General features: G+C 61.8%; 16 protein-coding genes. 6 read left to right on the top strand and 10 right to left on the bottom strand.

Translation table 11 applies throughout. The features are described from left to right. The first annotated feature begins 96 nt into the window (after window positions 1–96). Window positions 97–1,473, top strand: coding sequence for a pyridoxal-phosphate dependent enzyme (locus tag TU82_RS06110; protein WP_057722230.1), 1,377 nt, complete (start codon window positions 97–99; stop codon window positions 1,471–1,473). Further along, window positions 1,470–2,636 (top strand): cystathionine gamma-synthase, encoded by a 1,167-nt coding sequence (locus tag TU82_RS06105; RefSeq protein ID WP_057722229.1) that lies wholly within the window; start codon window positions 1,470–1,472, stop codon window positions 2,634–2,636. The genes TU82_RS06110 and TU82_RS06105 overlap by 4 nt, the downstream gene beginning before the upstream one ends. A gap of 476 nt (window positions 2,637–3,112) precedes the next feature. Here the strand turns inward: TU82_RS06105 and TU82_RS06100 are convergent, their stop codons facing one another. The 4 genes from TU82_RS06100 to TU82_RS06085 all read right to left on the bottom strand — a co-directional run bounded on the left by TU82_RS06100 (window position 3,113) and on the right by TU82_RS06085 (window position 11,317). After that, a complete protein-coding gene (locus TU82_RS06100; RefSeq protein WP_057722228.1) occupies window positions 3,113–5,311 on the bottom strand; it encodes an OsmC domain/YcaO domain-containing protein in 2,199 nt (732 codons plus the stop codon). Window positions 5,312–5,455: 144 nt separating this feature from the next. Then, window positions 5,456–8,959 (bottom strand): AAA domain-containing protein, encoded by a 3,504-nt coding sequence (locus tag TU82_RS06095; protein ID WP_057722227.1) that lies wholly within the window; start codon window positions 8,957–8,959, stop codon window positions 5,456–5,458. A gap of 118 nt (window positions 8,960–9,077) precedes the next feature. Then, window positions 9,078–10,487 (bottom strand): XAC2610-related protein, encoded by a 1,410-nt coding sequence (locus TU82_RS06090; RefSeq protein WP_057722226.1) that lies wholly within the window; start codon window positions 10,485–10,487, stop codon window positions 9,078–9,080. A gap of 128 nt (window positions 10,488–10,615) precedes the next feature. Beyond that, the gene (locus TU82_RS06085) at window positions 10,616–11,317 is read right to left on the bottom strand and encodes a glutathione S-transferase (protein WP_057722225.1); all 702 of its coding nucleotides are present in this window, start codon (window positions 11,315–11,317) and stop codon (window positions 10,616–10,618) included. Between the two features lie 139 nt (window positions 11,318–11,456). On the opposite strand from TU82_RS06085, the gene TU82_RS06080 reads away from it, so the two are divergent. Further along, on the top strand, window positions 11,457–12,020 hold the full coding sequence (locus TU82_RS06080; protein WP_057722224.1) for a TetR/AcrR family transcriptional regulator: 564 nt from the start codon (window positions 11,457–11,459) through the stop codon (window positions 12,018–12,020). A 22-nt stretch (window positions 12,021–12,042) separates the two neighbouring features. Here the strand turns inward: TU82_RS06080 and TU82_RS06075 are convergent, their stop codons facing one another. The 4 genes from TU82_RS06075 to uvsE all read right to left on the bottom strand — a co-directional run bounded on the left by TU82_RS06075 (window position 12,043) and on the right by uvsE (window position 14,909). Then, window positions 12,043–12,504 carry an NUDIX hydrolase gene (locus TU82_RS06075; RefSeq protein ID WP_057722223.1) on the bottom strand — a complete coding sequence of 154 codons (462 nt, stop codon included), beginning with the start codon at window positions 12,502–12,504 and terminating at the stop codon, window positions 12,043–12,045. 83 nt (window positions 12,505–12,587) lie between these two features. Continuing rightward, window positions 12,588–13,364 carry a nucleotidyltransferase domain-containing protein gene (locus TU82_RS06070; RefSeq protein WP_057722222.1) on the bottom strand — a complete coding sequence of 259 codons (777 nt, stop codon included), beginning with the start codon at window positions 13,362–13,364 and terminating at the stop codon, window positions 12,588–12,590. Next, entirely contained in the window at window positions 13,361–13,840 is a 480-nt protein-coding gene (locus tag TU82_RS06065; protein ID WP_057722221.1) for a P-loop nucleotide/nucleoside kinase family protein, read from the bottom strand. The genes TU82_RS06070 and TU82_RS06065 overlap by 4 nt, the downstream gene beginning before the upstream one ends. Window positions 13,841–13,880: 40 nt before the next feature. After that, window positions 13,881–14,909 carry a UV DNA damage repair endonuclease UvsE gene (uvsE, locus tag TU82_RS06060; protein WP_057722220.1) on the bottom strand — a complete coding sequence of 343 codons (1,029 nt, stop codon included), beginning with the start codon at window positions 14,907–14,909 and terminating at the stop codon, window positions 13,881–13,883. A gap of 252 nt (window positions 14,910–15,161) precedes the next feature. On the opposite strand from uvsE, the gene TU82_RS06055 reads away from it, so the two are divergent. The 3 genes from TU82_RS06055 to TU82_RS06045 all read left to right on the top strand — a co-directional run bounded on the left by TU82_RS06055 (window position 15,162) and on the right by TU82_RS06045 (window position 17,287). Next, a complete protein-coding gene (locus TU82_RS06055; RefSeq protein ID WP_057722219.1) occupies window positions 15,162–15,485 on the top strand; it encodes a hypothetical protein in 324 nt (107 codons plus the stop codon). A 90-nt stretch (window positions 15,486–15,575) separates the two neighbouring features. After that, the gene (locus tag TU82_RS06050; RefSeq protein ID WP_057722218.1) at window positions 15,576–15,998 is read left to right on the top strand and encodes a DUF2231 domain-containing protein; all 423 of its coding nucleotides are present in this window, start codon (window positions 15,576–15,578) and stop codon (window positions 15,996–15,998) included. Then, entirely contained in the window at window positions 15,995–17,287 is a 1,293-nt protein-coding gene (locus TU82_RS06045; RefSeq protein ID WP_057722217.1) for a PQQ-dependent sugar dehydrogenase, read from the top strand. Before TU82_RS06050 ends, TU82_RS06045 begins: the two co-directional genes overlap by 4 nt. Window positions 17,288–17,328: 41 nt before the next feature. Here the strand turns inward: TU82_RS06045 and TU82_RS06040 are convergent, their stop codons facing one another. Next, window positions 17,329–18,741, bottom strand: coding sequence for an MFS transporter (locus TU82_RS06040; RefSeq protein ID WP_057722216.1), 1,413 nt, complete (start codon window positions 18,739–18,741; stop codon window positions 17,329–17,331). 142 nt (window positions 18,742–18,883) lie between these two features. Then, window positions 18,884–19,414, bottom strand: a complete 531-nt coding sequence (locus TU82_RS06035; RefSeq protein WP_057722215.1) for a GNAT family N-acetyltransferase — start codon at window positions 19,412–19,414, stop codon at window positions 18,884–18,886. Window positions 19,415–19,552 lie beyond the last annotated feature (138 nt).

Here is a 19,552-nt window from a genome sequence, read left to right as displayed (position 1 = left end):
GTCCGGTTGCGAGCCTGGCGATACCGGCCTATGTTTCAAGCCATGCTGTGATTTGCTGTCCCCCACCCTGTGCCCATCCCGTAACCAGGTGACGACATGCCTACCCTCTCCCGCCCCGCCGTACTTGAACTGATTGGTAACACGCCGCTGGTCAAGGTCAGCCGCTTCGATACCGGCCCTTGCACGCTGTTTCTCAAGCTTGAATCGCAAAACCCCGGTGGCTCGATCAAGGACCGTATCGGCCTGGCCATGATCGACGCCGCCGAGCGCGATGGCCGCCTGCGCCCTGGCGGCACCATTATCGAAGCCACCGCCGGCAACACCGGCCTGGGCCTGGCGCTGGTCGGGCGGGCCAAGGGCTATCGGGTGGTGCTGGTGGTGCCGGACAAGATGTCCACGGAAAAAGTGCTGCATCTGAAGGCCATGGGTGCCGAGGTGCATATCACCCGCTCCGATGTGGGCAAGGGCCACCCCGAGTATTACCAGGACGTGGCGGCGCGTCTGGCCGAGGGTATTCCGGGCTCGTTCTTCGCCGACCAGTTCAACAACCCGGCCAATCCGCTAGCCCATGAAACCAGCACCGCACCGGAGATCTGGGCGCAGACCCAGCATGATGTCGATGCAATTGTGGTGGGCGTCGGCTCGGCCGGCACCCTTACCGGTCTGACACGTTTCTTCAAGCGCGTGCAGCCCGAGCTGGCCATGGTGCTCGCCGATCCGGTGGGGTCGGTGATGGCCGAGTACAGCCGCAGCGGTCAGCTTGAAACCCCGGGTTCCTGGGCGGTGGAAGGCATCGGTGAGGATTTCATTCCGTCGATTGCCGACCTGTCCAGCGTGCGCCACGCCTACTCCATCAGCGATGAAGAAAGCTTCGACCATGCCCGCCAACTGCTCAAGGCCGAAGGCATCCTGGGCGGTTCGTCCACCGGCACCCTGCTCGCCGCCGCGCTGCGCTATTGCCGCGAGCAGACCGAGCCCAAGCGTGTGGTCACCTTCGTCTGCGACACCGGCACGCGCTACCTGTCCAAGGTCTATAACGACCAATGGATGAACGACGCCGGGCTGTTGCAGTACAAGCACTACGGCGACCTGCGCGACCTGATCGCCCGCCGCTTCGAGGATGGCCGGGTGATCAGCGTCAGCCCCGACGACACCCTGCTCACCGCCTTCCAGCGCATGCGCCTGGCGGATGTCTCGCAATTGCCGGTATTGATCGACGGCCGGCAGCTGGCGGGGGTCATCGATGAGTCCGACCTGCTGCTGGGCCTGCATCAGGACGCCACGCATTTCTCCATGAGCGTGGCCAGCGCCATGACCCGCACCCCGCGCACCCTGGCCCCCAGTGCCAGCCTTGCGGACCTGCAGGCGGAACTGGATCGCGGCCTGGTCGCCATCATTGCCGACGCCTCGGGCTTCCATGGCCTGATCACCCGCGTCGACCTGCTAAACCATCTACGGAGATCCCTTGCATGAGCCAGCCCGATAAAAGCGCGTTTGCCACCCGTGTGATCCACGCCGGACAATCCCCCGACCCGACCACGGGCGCGCTGATGCCGCCGATCTATGCCAACTCCACCTACCTGCAAGACAGCCCCGGCGTGCACAAAGGCTTCGACTACGGCCGCTCCCACAACCCCACGCGCTTTGCCCTGGAGCGTTGCGTGGCCGACCTTGAAGGCGGCACCCAGGCCTTCGCGTTCGCCTCGGGGCTGGCGGCGATTTCCACGGTGCTGGAGTTGCTCGATGCCGGCGCGCACATTGTTTCCGGCAATGACTTGTATGGCGGCAGCTTCCGCCTGTTCGACAAGGTGCGCCAGCGCAGTGCCGGCCACCGGTTCAGCTACGTAGACCTGAGTGACGTGTCGGCCTTCGAAGCGGCGCTGCAGGACGACACGCGCATGGTCTGGGTCGAAACACCGAGCAACCCGCTGCTGAGCCTTACCGACCTCAGCGCCATTGCCCGCGTGTGCCGCGCCCGCGGCATTCTGTGCGTGGCCGACAACACCTTCGCCAGCCCGTGGATCCAGCGCCCGCTGGAGCTGGGGTGCGATATCGTCGTGCACTCCACCACCAAGTACCTGAACGGCCATTCGGATGTGATCGGCGGCATCGCCATCGTCGGCGACAACCCGGAACTGGCCGAACGCCTGGGCTTCCTGCAAAACTCGGTGGGTGCCATCGCCGGGCCCTTCGATGCATTCCTGACCCTGCGCGGCGTGAAAACCCTGGCCCTGCGCATGGAGCGCCATTGCAGCAACGCGCTGGAACTGGCGGCCTGGCTGGAGCAGCAGCCGCAGGTGTCGCGGGTTTACTACCCGGGCCTTGAATCCCACCCGCAGCACGAGCTGGCCAAACGGCAGATGCACGGGTTTGGCGGGATGATTTCTGTCGACTTGAACAGCGACCTGGCCGGCGCTACGCGCTTTCTGGAAAACGTAAACATATTCGCCCTGGCCGAGAGCTTGGGCGGCGTGGAAAGCCTGATCGAACACCCGGCGATCATGACCCACGCGAGCATCCCGGCGGCGACGCGGGCGCAGTTGGGGATTGGTGATGGGTTGGTGCGCTTGTCGGTGGGGGTTGAAGATATAGAGGATTTGCGCGCAGATCTGGCCCAGGCTCTATCACACATCTAACCTTAAACACCAATCAAACTGTGGGAGGGGGCTTGCCCCCGATGGCGGTGGATCAGCCAGCTTATTGGCAACTGACCCACCGCTATCGGGGGCAAGCCCCCTCCCACACGGGTTGTGCTAATCAGCTGAGGTTAGGCGGCGCGGGCAGATCTGGCCTCAGGCCCTGGCACACATCTAACTTCAAACACCAATCAAACTGTGGGAGGGGGCTTGCCCCCGATGGCGGTGTATCAGCCAGCTTGTTGGCAACTGACCCACCGCTATCGGGGGCAAGCCCCCTCCCACACGGGTTGTGCTAATCAGCTGAGGTTAGGCGGCGCGGGCAGATCTGGCCTCAGGCCCTGGACACATCTAAAGTCAAACACCAATCAAACTGTGGGAGGGGGCTTGCCCCCGATAGCGGTGTGTCAGTCAGCTTATTGGCAGCTGACCCACCGCTATCGGGGGCAAGCCCCCTCCCACATTGGTTGTGCTAATCAGGCCTGGGTGATGTTGGCCCGTGCGCTGTGCAGTTTCTTGTAGCTGTCGATCAAACGCAAATGCCGGTCCAGCCCTTCCAGCTTCATGCTGGTCGGCGTCAGCCCATAAAAACGCACACTGCCCTCCACCGAGCCGATCACCGCGTCCATGCGTTCATTGCCAAACATGCGCCGGAAGTTGGCTTCGTAGTCGGCCAGTTCCAGGTCGTCGTCCAGCTCCATCTCCAGCACCGCATTCATTGCCTGGTAAAACAGCCCACGCTCGACGGTGTTGTCGTTGTACTGCAGGAACATTTCCACGCACTCCTTGGCCTCCTCATACTGCTTCAAGGCCAGGAAGATCAGCAGTTTCAATTCCAGGATGGTCAACTGGCCCCAAGCGGTGTTGTCGTCGAACTCGATGCCGATCAGGGTGGTGATATCGGTGTAGTCGTCCAGCTCGCTTTCGATCAAGCGCTCGACCAAGGCCTGCAAAGCCTGCTCATCAAGGCGGTGCAGGTTGAGGATGTCTTCACGGAAGAACAGCGCCTTGTTGGTGTTGTCCCAGATCAGGTCGTCCACCGGGTAGATTTCCGAATAGTCCGGCACCAGGATGCGGCAGGCGGTGGCGCCAAGGTGTTCATACACCGCCATGTACGATTCTTTGCCCATGCCCTCCAGGATGCCGAACAGCGTCGCGGCCTCCTGGGCGTTGGAGTCTTCGCCATGGCCGGAGAAGTCCCACTCGACGAACTCGTAATCCGACCGGGCACTGAAGAAGCGCCACGACACCACACCGCTGGAGTCGATAAAGTGCTCGACGAAGTTGTTCGGCTCGGTGACCGCCTGGCCTTCGAAGGTCGGCTGCGGCAAGTCGTTCAAGCCTTCGAAGCTGCGGCCCTGCAGCAGTTCGGTGAGGCTGCGTTCCAGCGCCACTTCAAGGCTTGGGTGCGCGCCGAACGAGGCGAATACACCGCCGGTGCGCGGGTTCATCAGGGTCACGCACATCACCGGGAATTCACCGCCCAGGGACGCATCCTTGACCAGCACCGGGAAGCCCTGGGCCTCCAGGCCTTCAATACCGGCGAGGATGCCAGGGTATTTGGCCAGCACTTCGGCGGGTACGTCCGGCAGAGCAAATTCGCCTTCGATGATTTCGCGCTTCACCGCCCGCTCGAAAATCTCCGACAGGCACTGCACCTGGGCTTCGGCCAAGGTGTTACCGGCACTCATGCCGTTGCTCAGGTAGAGGTTTTCGATCAGGTTGGAGGGGAAGTACACCACCTCGCCATCGGACTGGCGCACGAACGGCAGCGAGACAATGCCGCGCTCCTGGTTACCGGAGTTGGTGTCGAACAGGTGCGAACCGCGCAGCTCGCCTTCGCGGTCGTAGACCTTGCGGCAGTAAGCGTCGAGGATCTCGCTCGGCAGCTCGTCGTTCGGGCCCGGCTGGAACCAGCGCTCATCCGGGTAATGCACGAACGGCGCATTGGCCAGCTCTTCACCCCAGAACTGGTCGTTGTAGAAGAAGTTGCAATTGAGCCGCTCGATAAACTCGCCCAGCGCCGACGCCAGCGCGCCCTCTTTCGTCGCGCCCTTGCCGTTGGTAAAACACATCGGCGAGTGGGCATCGCGGATATGCAGCGACCAGACGTTGGGTACGATATTGCGCCACGAGGCGATCTCGATCTTCATGCCCAGGCCCGCCAGGATCGCCGACATATTGGCGATGGTCTGCTCCAGCGGCAGGTCCTTGCCGGCAATGTAAGTGCCCGCCTCGGAGGTAGAGTTGGGCATCAACAACGCCTGGGCGTCGGCGTCGAGGTTGTCCACTTGCTCGATCACGAACTCAGGCCCGGCCTGCACCACTTTCTTCACGGTGCAACGGTCGATGGAGCGCAGGATGCCCTGGCGGTCCTTGTCGGAGATGTCCGCCGGCAGTTCGACCTGGATCTTGAATATCTGGTTGTAGCGGTTTTCCGGGTCGACGATGTTGTTCTGCGACAGGCGAATATTCTCGGTGGGAATATTGCGCGTGGCGCAGTACAGCTTAACAAAATATGCCGCGCACAACGCCGACGAAGCCAGGAAGTAATCGAATGGTCCCGGCGCCGAACCGTCGCCCTTGTAGCGAATCGGCTGGTCGGCAATCACCGTGAAATCATCGAACTTGGCTTCAAGTCGAAGGTTGTCGAGAAAGTTGACCTTAATTTCCATGCGGGCACACCAGAATAACGGGCTAAACAAAATGGCCGCCATTATGAAGATTTTCGCCGGGAAGTCGCAGGATTTTGCGCGTGGGCTGCTGGTCGGTATTGCCATGCCAGCAGCCTGCGGCCCCTGGCATAGCGTTGCGCCAGGCTAGGGCTGGCTTGAGATCAAGCGTTGCCCCAGGTTCTTGCGGTTGATTGCCAGCTCGCTGCTGACGTCCGGCCCGTGGTAGACCATGGACGTTTCATGGTGCACATAATCGCCCGAGCGTGCAGCGCTCAGCCAATTGAATGAACCGACACACAGCAGCTGCTCATCGGCCATCACCAGTTTACTGTGCACCTTGTTGACCACGCGCACCTGCACATCGTGGCGCTTGAGGGTCGCAAGCGCATCCTTGAATTCGGCGATTTTGCCGGGATCACCGTCGGACTTGCCGTGGCCGATGTCTGTGTTGAAGCGCAAATCGGTATACACCGTTACGGGCACCCCGCGCTGGACGGTACCGCACATGGCCTGGAGGGCACCGCTTTCGCGCATGCCGCGCAGCCGCACCCAGGGCGTCACGATCTGGACCTGCTGTTGCGCGGTTTCCAGCGTCTGCAACAGAAACCGATCATGCTCGGCAAATTCATGCAGATGACTCAAGCCGGTGCGCACCGTGAGCAAATCCACCCGGGGTTGAAAATCGAATGTGAGCTCATTCTCCGGGCTGTTCAGCAGGTACTGCGCCAGCCTCCCGCGCGGCTTGCTGGTGGGTATCTGGCTGAACAGGTCCATATCGCCGAATACGAGGAAACTGTCCTTGGCCCGGGAAACGGCCACGTTCAGCATGCTGTCGCGGCGGTCGATAAAAGGACCGTCGGCATGCTTGGAATACACTGCGGAAAAAATCACCACCGGCCGTTCGGCGCCCTGGAAAGAGTGCACGGTGCCAACGGTGAGTTCACCGTCGCCTTTGCCGGTACGAATACCCAATGCGCTGCACGCGTCGGTGATTGCCTGGGTCTGGGCACCGAACGGCGTGATCACCCCGAGGATTTCCCAGAGTTCCTTGCCGTAGCGCTGGGTGAGCTGCTGTTCATGGGCCTTGATCCAGGCCGCAATGGTCTGGGCTTCCAGCAGGTTATGGCGGCTGCCGCCCTGCTTCTGCTGGCAGATCCCGTCGATATGCAGGTAACCCAGCCCCGGCAGGCCGCCCTCGGGTTTGGCGCCGCGCCGGGGTTGCAGCTTGCCCTTGTAGCAGAGCGCATTGCAGTAATCGATGATCGAATCATAACAACGGCGATGTTCGTACAGGTACAAGCCGCGCGCCAGGTCGCGGTCGTAGTGATAGCGGCTGGTGGACTGTGCAATCGCCATGACGCTGCCACTGGCGGCGCTGCGTCCGCTGTCACAAAAGGCCATGTACTCGTCGTCCACGCGGCTGCGCGACAACAGGCCGGCGGCGAGCAGATTGCCGATATCCACCGCCGGCAGCACCGACCAGATGGGTTCGATCTGCTGGGTGTCGCCAATCACCAGCGCTTGGCGCGCCAGGGCGAACGACGGCGCCGCCACCTCGGGCAGTACCTGACCGGCTTCGTCCACGATCAGCAGGTCGATGAAGTTCAGCGCGTAATCGCCGACCAGACCATTGCCATCGTGGCGCTGGCAAGACAGCTCTGCGGGCAGCCGGTAAAATGTCGCGACGACGCAGGGCGTGAGCTTCATCCAGCGGCGCCAGTTTTTCTCCAACGTCTTGCGCCCGGTTTTATTGCGGCTTTTGAGAATCAGCGGCAGCTCGTCGATGACTTCCAGCAGCCAACGACCCTCCCAGTAATGCGTGGTCAGCAGGAACGTCTCGAAGCGCAACGAGGTGTCCGCCCAACGGTCGCAGTCTTCCAGGGTCACCTGGGCGGCGGGTTTGCCGGCCGCCTGGGGCAACCGGCCAATCACCGCCTGCCAGTTCAACAGCTCACGCTGTTCGCCGCGCAGCAGTTGCTCCACACGCTCACGCTGGGTTTCGAGGGTTTTCAGGCTTTGTGCGTAATGCGCCACTGCGGCCGTCAACCGGCGCTCGATGTCATGCACATCGGTGGCCTCCTGCAGCTGTGCATCAGCCTCATCGACGTGCAGCTTGGCCAGGCGCAGGCGCTTGGCGGCAATCGGGCCGAACCAGCCGAACAGCGTATACACCAGCGACTCGTGGGCCAGGTAATGCCTGAAGTCTTTCAGCCGTGCCTTGGCATGCTCCAGCCGCTCGGACAGCGCCTGCCGTTGCGCTTCAAGACCCGCGATCGCCGCCTGTGGATCATCGCCCAGCAAGGCCTTGATGGCATCGCGCGCCACCCGCAATCTGGCCCACCCTTGCTCGATATCACTGAGCTGCTGCAGGCGCAGGCGAATCCGGGCCTGAAGCGCGTCGACGGTGCCCTTGAGCGTGGGCTGCGACTGTCCCGGAAAAGCGATGGCGGCGCGCTCCAGATAGGCCTGCTGCGCTTTATCGATATAGGCCTGCGTCTCCAGCGCCAGATAAAAGCTCTTGGTCTGGAAGGTGCGGGCCATCTCCGCTTCCGCCGAGGCTGTCGGAAAGTAGGCGCCAAAGCTGCTGATATCGGGAAGCCAGCGTCCGGCAAAGGGGCCGGTGCCTGCCGAGAAATCCTTACCAAAGGCCTTGATGATGTTGGTGACCGCCTGATTGTTGGTCGAACTGGCGACGATCACAGGCGGCTCGCCACCCTCGGCTGCGGCCCTGGCCCAGAGCGACGCGACCACGGACAACAGCAAGGTGGTCTTGCCGGTACCCGGCGGCCCGTTGACCGCGAGGATATCCCCGGTGTTACCCGCCAGCAGGTGCGCAAGACTGTCGCGCTGGGCCGGCGCCAGGGCGTATTCATCACCGGCATGCCCGCCTCGCCCGGCGAACAGGCCATTGGCGGGCAGGCAGCGCTCATCGGGTGTGGGTTCACGTTGCGCAAAGCGCTCGAACAACGGCGCCTCGGGTTTGGCGAGGCGCAGATGATCGTAAAGCGCCACGATATTGCGACTGAAACCGTCGGCCTTCTGCTCCTTGAACACGTAGCAATAGCTGGCCGGGTCGAAACCATCGTCCGCTCCATTCCAGGCGTTGCACACCGTTTGAAACAAGGTCTTGCAGTAGCGCAGGTAGGTGAGCCATTTGTCGTGATATTCGTCGGGCTGCATTTCTGCGCCAGGGGCTGGCACTTCGAATTGCGGCGCGTCTTGCGCGGTTAAAAATCGGTCCAGGTCATGTTGGGCGCCAATGGTGAAATTGTCGCGGTCCAACGGCTCCAGAATATCGCGGGGTACCAGCGCGGGCCCGGTCGGATAGATGAGCCCGTCACGGGTGACCGACACCCGGCAAATGATCGGCGTGATAAAGGCCGGCAGCCCTCTGCGCGCCATGCGGTGTTCCTTGCGCGAGGCGTACACAAACGGGCGTAGCGTGACATCCACGTGGAGCCGTTGCGCCGGTTCATCGGCGAATAGGAGGTCCACCTGCTCGACCGGCACACACCCGGCGGCCAATGCGGCCAAAGGTACGACCGAATAGGTTTTGACATGACTGGGGGACAAGGCGCCATTGCCGTTTTCCGCGTCGGCCAACGAGTTTCGCCAGTAGTTGGCAAGTTTCAGAGAATAATCGTTCATCGTCCTGATTCGGTGCAGACCGTGACTCACTGTTACGGTCGGTGGCTGGAGAGGTCAAAACCAGGGTAGCGGTTCCGTGTGCAGGTGGGCAATCACCTGCGTCTTAGGTCATCGGTGTTCAGCGCGGCTGTCTGCGGTACATTCCGGTCAGATAATCCTGCGCGTCCGGCGCCGAGTTGTGATTGATCACGGCAAAGTTCTTGACCAGTTGGATGTGATACGGCCCGTTGGATTTGGGCGCCAGGGGTTCACGCACGATGATCAGGTTGTCGGTTTGCATCGGCACCCGGTGCTGCTCCGTGACGATCACATGGGAGGTGCCGGCGTCCTTGAGCGTTATGCTCAATTCGGCGATTTCCCGGCCCTGGGCATCGCGCTCGGGCAGGATGTTCAGCTCCAGGTCACCGTCGCGGCCCAGGAAGTCATCGCGCATCTGGTAATGGCCGCTGCGCTGGTCGCGGGGCACATCGCCGAGTTTCTTGTATTCCGGTTCGCGGTCATCGGAGCGCAGGTCGATGGCCAGTTCGCGCGGGCTGCCCTTGGCGTCGCTGACCCAGGTGCCACTGTAGAGATAAGGCGCAACGGTCTGCCGGGTGATGCGCCAGATGCCGGTTTGATGGCCGTCATCGGCATACTCGTGCAGGTAGATAAACGGCTTGCCATCGTACTCGTCCTGGTCGCCCACCAGCTTGATCGGGTCGCCGCTGCCGCTCTTGGTATAACGCAACTCGCCGATCAGCACCGCGCCCTGCTGCTGGTACCAGATCTGTACCGGGATCTTGCCGTTGAGCGTACCGACCAGGTACTGCGGATCTTCGTTGACCGGCCCTTCGAGCCGTGGAGTCTCCACCCACTGGCCGTCTTTCCATTCGCCGGTGGTGCGCAGCATAAAGCCGCTGGGCATGCTGGAGTTTTCGCCAAATTCGGTGGGCGGGACCTGCTCCTGGGTGTAGGCGCTGAGCCGCACCAATTGGCCGTCGCGCATCTGCAAGCGACTGGCACGGGTCCAGCAGCAGCCTCGGTCGGATTGGGAATGGATAATGCCGTCGCTCGGGGTGACCGAGAACATGCCGCCGAAGGTTTCGTTGGCCAGTTCCGACAACGGGCCGTTGCGCCGCCATTGCGTCTGCTGCGGGTCCTGCAGGTAGACATCGTAGTGGTACTGACTGTCGTCATCGTCACTGCTGCCGTTGCGGATCGCCACATCCTGGCGGCCATCGGCGTCGATATCCAGGAAGTACAGCAGTCCGTACTGTCCCATTAAACGATAGGGGTCGGTCTTGCCGTTCTGGTCCAGCGGCAGATTGCCGGCTGGGGTGTGCAACTGCTGCAGGATGTCGAGGGTGGTTTTGTCGCGCAGGGTAATCAGTGCCGGCGCCAGTTGTTGCAGGTCTTGAGGCGCGTCGGGGAACAGGACTTCCACCAGGTAGTGACCGCTGGGATCGTTGAGCGAAAACGAGCGCGGCTCGGCCAGGATACCGGCCGAAAAGGTCATGAGCAGGCATACGGCGCTGACGAGCGAACGCATTCGAAGCATCCTTGCTGAAAATCGGGGCCCGCAGTGTAAAGGCAAATGCCGGATGCATCGAACAAATCGCTGCTCTGGAACGCATAGCGGCCCACCTGCCGTTGGTGGGCGCTACGCGCGTATGGGGTTTAGTTCTGCAGATCGCCCTCCTGCACCATCGCTCGCCAGGCCTTCACGCTGGCGCGCTCGTTCATCCGGGCATGCCAGGCATGCAGCGCTTCACATTCGGCAGGCACGGGCAGCTTGACCAACGACGCAAAGATCAGGCCGCCCAGCAGGGCAATATCGGCCATTGAAAACGCCTCGCCCGCCACGAACGGCCGGGTCTTGAGGATGGCGTCGAAGTGGCGCATGCCCCTTACCGCCTTGTCCCCCATGCGCTCGCCCCATTCAGCATTCTGGTACAGCTCCACTTCTGGCCCCAGCCCCGGTGTGGCGTGATGGAAGTAAACGCTGACCGCATCCATCAATTCGATTTCCGCGCGCCGCGTCATCATATGGATGAGGCCTTGCTCCTTGGGCGTCTTGCCAGTGAGCAGCGGGTTGCCGTCCAGCACGTCGAGGTATTGGGTGATGGCGGTGCACTCGGCGATCAGAGTACCGTCCTGCAACGCCAGCACCGGCAAGGTTCCGGAGTAGTTCAGGGCCAGGAAAGCCGGCTGCTTGTGCTTGCCTTCCCAGAGGTTGATGGAGACGAACTCGGTGTGTGCGAGCAGCCCTTTTTCGGCCAGGGCGATGCGGACACGCGCCGGATAAGGCCCGTTATACCAGTCGTAAATTTTAAGCACGGAGTCTTGGGCGCCATTGGAATGCGTTTGCTGAAAAGTCATGTTTAATCCGCCTACCTGTCAAGTGGTAGGTAAAGATTGCGAGCTTTATCCGCCGCTGTCAACCACTACCTGCCAGTTGGCAGGTAAAATAATTTGCGCGTAGAATCCACCCTATCACCCACCACCGAGGACTCAATACGTGAGCGAAAACGCCCGGGAAGCCATTCTGGAAGCCGCCAAAGTCGCCGCGCAGCACATGGGCTACAGCGGCATCAACTTTCGCAGCATCGGCGAAACGGTGGGAATCAAGAACGCCAGTATCTACTACCACTTCCCCAGCAAGGCCGAACTCGGCGCGGCGGTCGCCAAGCGCTATTGGGAAGACACCGCCGCCGTGCTCGAAGCGATCCACCACGAAACGCCTGACCCGCGCGACAGCCTGCGGCGCTACCCGAGCATTTTTAGAGCCTCACTCGAAAACGGCAACCGGCTGTGCCTGTCCAGCTTTATGGCGGCCGAATACCAGGACTTGCCCGAGCCCGTTAAACAAGAAATCGTCGCCTTCGCCGATATCAACGTGGCGTGGCTGGCCGCACGCCTCACTGAGCTCGAACTGGGCGATGCAGAGACCTGCCAGCGCCGCGCCCGCGCGATCTACACCGCCATCGCCGGCGCACAGTTGATTGCGCGCACGCGCGCGGATATCGGTTTGTTTGATGAACTGGTCGGGAGCTATCAGGAGGCGGGGTTGCTGCCGGTGTGACGAGTTGCCAGGCATCAATCACTCAAGACGCAGCTTGAAAAACCCCGGCAGCCACCAGCATCTCGGCCAACCCTTGGGGCCATACGGTGTCATGAGTCGAACGAAGCGCCTGAGCTGACCACCAGCGGTGATCGGCCATGACCTGGGCTTCCTGTTCAGTCCATTGCGTAGTGGAGACCGCCTCACTCGGCGCATGCACCACGAAATATCGCTCGATGGCCTGCACCGTTTCGCCGCTCGGCAGCATCAAGGGGAAGGTGCGTTCCGCTACATGAGATTGAACACGGCTGACCGTAAGGCCGGTTTCCTCGCGCAGCTCGCGAATCGCTGCAGCCTCGAAGGTTTCGCCCGCTTCAACGCCTCCGCCCGGCGTGGCCCAGTAGTTTCGGCCCGCCAGGGCGCCTTCCTTATGGACGAACCTGAACAGCAGTACATCGTTCAAGGGACTTATTACCAGCAGGCGTGCTGCCTTGCGCTCGCGCATTTGCCTGATTCCTTTCTGATCACGACTGTCACGGTGGCGAGGGCGCTTACTCGCGCTGGACGGCGCAGCCGTCCCATTCCTGTTTATTCCGGCTGCGACGCCATCCACTCAACAAAAGCGTCAAGACGCTGCAAAAATGCCGCGCACTCGGCGCTCGGGTTTCTGGCTTCAAAGAGAAAGTACGCGATTTGCGCGACCCTGCCTGGATAACGCTGGGTGAACATCGCCACATGCTCCTCCAGCGTCCGGGGCCACATCAGTGCGTCAGGGGAGCGCAGCGTATGCGTGGAACGGATCAACTTGCGCGCAGCTTCGCGCTGCAAGAGCAAGCGCTGCGGTGTGTTCGCGGCTTGCATGATATCTGCGCGATAGCGGGACAACACCTGCGCAAAATCTCCGTTGAGCGCCAAGGCGATGTCTCGGCTTGGCCGGAATGGCTCGAACCGCAACCCAAGGTCATCGCCCCACACACATCGGCAATGATGCTTGAGCCAGAAGCCCCAGCGATTGTGGTGCTCCGGCGCCAATACCTGTGCACGGTGGCCGATGTCTAAATCGATTTTGGTGACGCAGGAATGCCGCTGCTCCAGCGCCAGCCGCGCCAGTTCGAGTTGTTCGAGCACCGCTGGCTGGGGTGGATCACGCAGGACCAGGGTGAGATCGAGGTCGGACGCTTCGGCACTGGCATCGCCTCGGGCGACACTGCCGTACAGGTAGATACCCTCCAACCCGTATACGGGCTGTGAAAGCGTGGCCAGCACATCCTTCAATAATGGCTCGAACTCAGGCTGCACAGGGGCTGCGCCGACGCTGACAATGTAGCCCTTGGCGTCAACACCGATAGGACATTCAGCACTCACAGCCGATGCACCTCGATCACCAACCCCTCCTCCTCACTCGGCACACAAAAGTGGCGAGTAATCAGGTCGAATTCGGCATCGGTGGTGGCGAAATCATGCGCGCCGCTGGCGTTGCGCGCGTGCAGTCGCGCACGGCAGGCGGCGTCATCCAGTTCCAGGTAATGCAGGCAATGCGCTGCCTGGACGGCCTGGGCCAGGCCGAGCAGCCATTCGCGATTGGCGAGGGTATTGGCCGGAAAATCCAGCACCACATTGACGCCTGATACCAGCAAGTCGCTCACCAGCGGCCCTACTACACCGCGAATCTGCCGGGCGCAGGTCAGGTAATCGGCAATCGTCTGGATCTGGCCGGGATACAGCGTGGCGAGCCAGTGGTCTTCGCTGAGCAGGACAGCGGCGTGATCGGTGGCAAGACGGCCGGCAAGGGTGGATTTGCCGGACGCGATCTTGCCGCAGAGCAGGTGCAGGGTAGCCATGGGACGGTTCCTTTTGTCAGGCCGTCAAGCATGCCATGGTTCAGGCCGATTGGCTTTGCCAATACCTGTAGAACGCCAGCGCGGCGACGTTCTTGTCCTTGGCTTCGAGCATGATGTCGAAGCGATCCAGAAACTGCAGCGCGTAGTCGTTGGTCCAGCGGTTCCACATTTGCGCGCTGTGGGCGTAGAGGTCGCGCTTGGAAACCACCTTCAACAAGGCGCTCATTTCCAGTTTGTGCTCGGCGTCAAACCCCAGTGCCTGCAAGCTTTCCTGGGGCTGGGAGTAATGCAGGGTCGGACGCACGCCGCGCCAGCTGTCGATCACCCTGGCGACGCGGGGCGAATGCGGGTCGATGTACGCGTCCTCGTTGATCCAGCAATGGTGAATATCCAGCACCACTGGCGCAAGGTCAGCGACCTGCAGGCAATGGTCCAGGCCGTAGGTCTTCTCGTCGTTCTCAAAGGTGATGCAGTTGCGCGCCACTTCGGACAGGCGCGCCCACACTGCGCGGGTGCCGGCCACGCCCAGGCGACCGGCGATATGCACATTGCACTTGAGGTCCTGGAAGCAGCGGCCGTAGCCCATCATGCGGATCATGTCGGCATGGTATTCGAACTCGGCCAGGCTGTTTTCCACCACGTTGGGGTTTTCCGAGGCCAGCACGCAGTACTGGCCGGGATGAAACGACAGGCGGATATCCGAGGCCCGCGCCAGCTCGCCAATGGCCGCAAAGCCGTCCTGCAACTGGCGCTGGATGGCGGGATCCTGGTACACCGCAGCAACTTTCGGGTGACTGTAGAACGGCAACAGGTCACTGCTCAGGCGCAGCATGCGCAAGGTCGGCGGCAGGTCGGCGACGTAGGCCAGCAGGCGCAATTGGGCGGCGAGATTGTGCGTGACCACCTCGACCAGTTTGTCCCGCGCCACCTGCGGTTCGACGCTGTCCATCCAGCGCAGCGTGGTGGTACGCGGGTTGAACGGGCCTTCGATCAGCTTCAGGGCGCTGGCGGACGGGAGTCGTTCGGGATGCTTGTATTGGCATGCAAAGCCGATGCGGGGGTGGGTCATGGGAGCGCCTGGTGATATGCAATCGGGAGGATTATAGAGGCTTAGGCGATGGAGGCGGCCAAGGGTTCATTCGTCAAATTCGGTTGAATCCTGCGCCCAGAGCGGGGTCACCTATTGCAGGACAACATCGCAACAACGACGTTAGAGAGGTGGTTATGAACCTTGCAATGACACTCTTCAGCCTGTTCGCCGGTTGGCTGGCTATTGTGATGTCGATGATGTGGGGCGTGCTGCGGGTGCTGCGCTGGCACCATGATTGACACCCCGGATGGCCGCTATTTCGTGCTCAAGGGCCGACTCTGGCGGCGCACCAACCCGGCGCTGGATGAGCCCGAGCGCCAGCGCTGGGTGGATGCGCTGATGGATGCGCGCCGAGCCGTCAAGGCGGCCAAGGCTTGCGGCGACTCACAGCAGTTGAAGCAGGCCCGCGAGCAGGTGCAGCGGGCGAAGGTCGCACTCGGTGAACGCGGGCCGGTATGGTGGGCGGATGGCAGTCCCGACTTCAATCGCTACAAGGTGGCGAACACACCCTACGCCGACTGGTTCGATAAACATTCCGACACGAACCCTCAGTGAACTTTCTCACACGCAGCACGCTCCTTTCCTATGCAAAGTCAACGCACACCTGCCGCCAGGCGTGCCGAACGATAAGGAGCTGCACCGCCCATGACTACCCTCCCCACCTATCGCTGCACGCCCGGCCCGCTGCATGCGACCTTGCTCGCCGGCAGCGTGCCGCTGTTCCTGGGCGCCCTGCTCAGCGACATTGCCTACGGCCAGACCTACCAGATTCAGTGGGCCAACTTCGCCTCCTGGCTAATCGCCGGTGCGCTGGTTTTCAGTGGGTTCGCCCTGCTGTTCGCCCTGGTCAATCTGCTGCGCGCCGAACGCAAGGCCGGGCGCCCGGCCGCTTACTTTGTGCTGTTGCTGGCCGCCTGGGTGTTGGGGCTGATCAATGCTTTCCAGCACGCCAAGGATGCCTACGCCATGATGCCGACCGGCCTGGTGCTGTCGGTGGTCGTCACGCTGCTGGCGATGCTCGCGACGTGGATCGGCCTGACTAACCTGCGTTCGGGAGCTGCCCAATGAAAACCACCCGCACATTGACCCTGTTAAGCGCAGCGCTGTTGCTGACTGCCTGCGGCGGCGAAGGCGACAAGACCCAGGCCCACGGTCCCGACCCCAAGTTACCGGCGCAACAAAGCAGTCTGCTGCCGAGCATGAAAATCGCCGAGCCGGCCGCCTGGGGCGATCAGAAACCCAAGGTGCCAGAGGGTTACAGCATCACCGCGATTGCCACCGATCTCGCCATCCCGCGCCAGACCCTGGTGCTGCCCAACGGCGATATTCTGGTCGCTGAAGGCCGTGGCGGCAGCGCGGCCAAGCTCAAGCCCAAGGACGTGATCGCCAGCCTGATCAAGGCCGAGGGCAATACCAAGGTCAAGAGCGGCAACCGCATCACCCTGTTGCGCGATGCCGACGGTGACGGCACCTACGAACTCAAGACGGTGTTCGCCGACAACCTCAACGCGCCCTATGGCCTGGCGTATGCCGACGGCAAACTCTACGTGGCCAACCAGGACGCGCTGGTGCGCTTCGACTACGCCGACGGCCAGACCAAGGCCAGCGGCGCCCCGGTCAAAGTCACCGACCTGCCGGCACAGATCAACCATCACTGGACCAAATCCCTGGCCGTGAGCGAGGACGGGCGCCAGCTCTACGTCGGGATCGGCTCCAACAGCAACATCACCGAGCGCGGCATGGAAGTGGAAATCGACCGGGCGATGGTCTGGCAGATCGACGCCGCCACCGGCGCGCACAGGCCCTACGCAACCGGCCTGCGCAACCCCACGGCGCTGACCATCCAGCCGGGCTCGGGGCAGTTGTGGACAGTGGTCAACGAGCGCGATGAACTGGGCCCGGACCTGGTGCCGGACTACCTCAGTTCGGTACGTGAGGGTGCGTTCTACGGCTGGCCCTATAGCTATTGGGGCCAGAACGTCGACCCGCGTGCGCAACCGCAGAACCCGGCCAAGGTCGCCTCGGCGATCAAACCGGATTACAGCCTGGGTTCCCACGTGGCAGCGCTCGGTGTGGATTTCTCCATCCCGGCCATGGGCGAAAAATTCGCCGACGGCGTATTCGTTGGCGAACACGGCAGTTGGAACCGCGACAATCCGGTGGGCTACAAGGTGATCTTCGTACCGTTCAGCAACGGCAAACCGGCCGGCGAGCCGGTCGACTTCGCCACCGGGTTTCGCGGTGACGACGGCAAGACCCGTGGCCGTCCGGTGGGCGTGACAGTGGACCCGAAGGGCGCACTGATCATTGCCGATGACCTGGCCAATACGGTCTGGCGGGTTACGCGTAATCAGTAAACCGGCATGCCGGAGCGGCTTGCCCGCTCCGGCGCACTCACCTAGAGGTCGGTGATTTCCTTGTGGCGCGGCACCAGCGCCTTCATCACGCTCCACGCCACCAGGTACGCCACGGCACAGATCGCGAACATGATCATGTAGCCGGTGTGGATGTCATTGATGGACTTGTAGTAGTCGAACACCCAGCCGCCGATCTTGGTCATCACCACTCCGCCCAGCCCCCCTGCCATGCCGCCGATACCGACCACCGACGCGACGGTTTTCTGCGGGAACATGTCCGACACCGTGGTGAAGATATTGCACGACCATGCCTGGTGCGCCGAGGCACCCACGCCGATCAGCAACACCGGAACCCAGAAGCTGATGTAGCCCAACGGCTGCGCCAGCAACACCACCAGCGGGAACAGCGCGATCACCAGCATGGCTTTCATGCGGCCATCATAGGGCGCATCGCCCCGCGCCATGAAGTAGCTGGGAAACCAGCCGCCACCGATGCTGCCGACCATGGTCATGCTGTACAGCACGGCCAGCGGCATCACGATATCGGCGCCCTTCATGCCGTACTGCGCCGACAGGAACGTGGGCAGCCAGAACAGGAAGAACCACCACACGCCGTCGGTCATGAACTTGCCGAAGGCAAAAGCCCAGGTCTGGCGATAGGTCAGCAACTTGAACCACGAGACTTTTTTCGCGGTTGCGCCCGCAGGGCCTGTAGGGGTTGGCGCGAAGGGTTGTACGGTCTGATCACTGCGGATGTAGGCCAGCTCTTCGGCCGACAGGCGCTTTTGCTGCTCCGGTTTTTCGTACACGGCAGCCCACACGGCCACCCACACGAAACCCAGCATGCCGATGACCATGAAGGCCGCTTCCCAGCCCCACATACCGGCGATCAAGGGCACACAGATCGGCGCCAGGATCGCGCCCACGTTGGCGCCCGAGTTGAAGATACCGGTGGCAAAGGAGCGTTCTTTCTTGGGGAAGTACTCGGCCGTGGCCTTGATCGCGATGGGAAAATTGCCCGCCTCGCCAATCGCCAGCACCGCGCGTGACAGCATGAAACCGGCAATCGAGACCGGAATCACCGCCAGGCCGATGGCCGTGCTGACAGCCGCAATGCCCTCGCCCATCTGCACCGAGAACGCATGCATGATCGCGCCGGTGGACCAGATGCCGATCGCCACGACGTAGGCGGCCTTGGTGCCGATCTTGTCGACGAAGCGTCCGGCGAACAGCATGGATATCGCATAGACAAACTGGAACACCGCCGCGATGTTGGCGTAATCGGTATTGCTCCAGCCAAATTGCGTAGACAACTGCGGCGCCAGCAGGCTGAGCACCTGGCGGTCGAGGTAGTTGACGGTAGTGGCGAAAAACAGCATCGCGCAGATCGTCCAGCGATAGCTGCCGACCGCCTGGCCGACACGATGGGCACTGATGGGCTCGTTCAGATTCATGGCATCACTTTTTATTTTTGTTAGGTAGGACATATGTAACGTCATATGTCGTCGTACAACTGCGACTTTTATATCGGGCTGTTCTGACGGTGTCAATCTGAAAGATTAAAGACAGCCAGGGTCTACGGGAGAGGATGGAATGTCAGGCAGGGGCAGTTGTAGGATGACAGGCGCGAAATACCAAACTGGGGGCTTGACCGGGCACATCGTCCAGCAGGCCGAATGGCTGCATGCCGATTTTTTCCAATACCCGGATTGACGCCGCATGGTCCGGTCGTACCAGGCCGAACACTTCAGGCAGACCCAGTGTGTCGAACGCCAACGCCAAGGCATCGCGTCCGACCTCTGTGGCATAGCCCTGCCCCCAGGCTTCCACGGCGAATCGATAACCGAGGTTAATGCGCCGCGCGGTCAGATAATCGAGCGGTGCAATGCCGCCGAAACCGATGATGTGGTCGGGGCTCTCCCGCCGCGCAATCGCCCACCAGCCGTAGCCCTTGCTGGACCATTGCTGCAGCCATCGGCCCAGCAGGCGCTGGGCGTCTTCAATACGGGCCATGGGGCCGGCAGGATTGAACAGGTTGGTCTGGGGGTCGCCGAAGATGGCGAATAACCGCTCCAGGTCTTCTGCAACAGGTGCGCGGTAGACGAGGCGTGACACGCTGTCTGGCATCAGGTGGCTCCACTGGGGTAAAAAACTAATGCTCTCAAACCCACCCTGCATAGGCATAGGCATTTACACAATTCTGTAGCACCCAACCGTAACCACGATGCGAAGCGAGCCGCTCTTGATCTTGATCTGCTTTTGACC

The sequence above is a fragment of the Pseudomonas orientalis genome (assembly GCF_001439815.1).
GTDB classification, from domain to species: domain Bacteria; phylum Pseudomonadota; class Gammaproteobacteria; order Pseudomonadales; family Pseudomonadaceae; genus Aquipseudomonas; species Aquipseudomonas orientalis.
This window is presented reverse-complemented; position numbering and strand designations above follow the sequence as displayed.

Excerpts from the sequence above, each read along its gene's own strand:
- TU82_RS06110 (WP_057722230.1), top strand. The coding sequence starts at position 97 with ATGCCTACCCTCTCCCGCCCCGCCGTACTTGAACTGATTGGTAACACG.
- TU82_RS06105 (WP_057722229.1), top strand. The coding sequence starts at position 1,470 with ATGAGCCAGCCCGATAAAAGCGCGTTTGCCACCCGTGTGATCCACGCC.
- TU82_RS06100 (WP_057722228.1), bottom strand. The coding sequence starts at position 5,311 with ATGGAAATTAAGGTCAACTTTCTCGACAACCTTCGACTTGAAGCCAAG.
- TU82_RS06095 (WP_057722227.1), bottom strand. The coding sequence starts at position 8,959 with ATGAACGATTATTCTCTGAAACTTGCCAACTACTGGCGAAACTCGTTG.
- TU82_RS06090 (WP_057722226.1), bottom strand. The coding sequence starts at position 10,487 with ATGCGTTCGCTCGTCAGCGCCGTATGCCTGCTCATGACCTTTTCGGCC.
- TU82_RS06085 (WP_057722225.1), bottom strand. The coding sequence starts at position 11,317 with ATGACTTTTCAGCAAACGCATTCCAATGGCGCCCAAGACTCCGTGCTT.
- TU82_RS06075 (WP_057722223.1), bottom strand. The coding sequence starts at position 12,504 with ATGCGCGAGCGCAAGGCAGCACGCCTGCTGGTAATAAGTCCCTTGAAC.
- TU82_RS06065 (WP_057722221.1), bottom strand. The coding sequence starts at position 13,840 with ATGGCTACCCTGCACCTGCTCTGCGGCAAGATCGCGTCCGGCAAATCC.
- uvsE (WP_057722220.1), bottom strand. The coding sequence starts at position 14,909 with ATGACCCACCCCCGCATCGGCTTTGCATGCCAATACAAGCATCCCGAA.
- TU82_RS06055 (WP_057722219.1), top strand. The coding sequence starts at position 15,162 with ATGATTGACACCCCGGATGGCCGCTATTTCGTGCTCAAGGGCCGACTC.
- TU82_RS06050 (WP_057722218.1), top strand. The coding sequence starts at position 15,576 with ATGACTACCCTCCCCACCTATCGCTGCACGCCCGGCCCGCTGCATGCG.
- TU82_RS06045 (WP_057722217.1), top strand. The coding sequence starts at position 15,995 with ATGAAAACCACCCGCACATTGACCCTGTTAAGCGCAGCGCTGTTGCTG.
- TU82_RS06040 (WP_057722216.1), bottom strand. The coding sequence starts at position 18,741 with ATGAATCTGAACGAGCCCATCAGTGCCCATCGTGTCGGCCAGGCGGTC.
- TU82_RS06035 (WP_057722215.1), bottom strand. The coding sequence starts at position 19,414 with ATGCCAGACAGCGTGTCACGCCTCGTCTACCGCGCACCTGTTGCAGAA.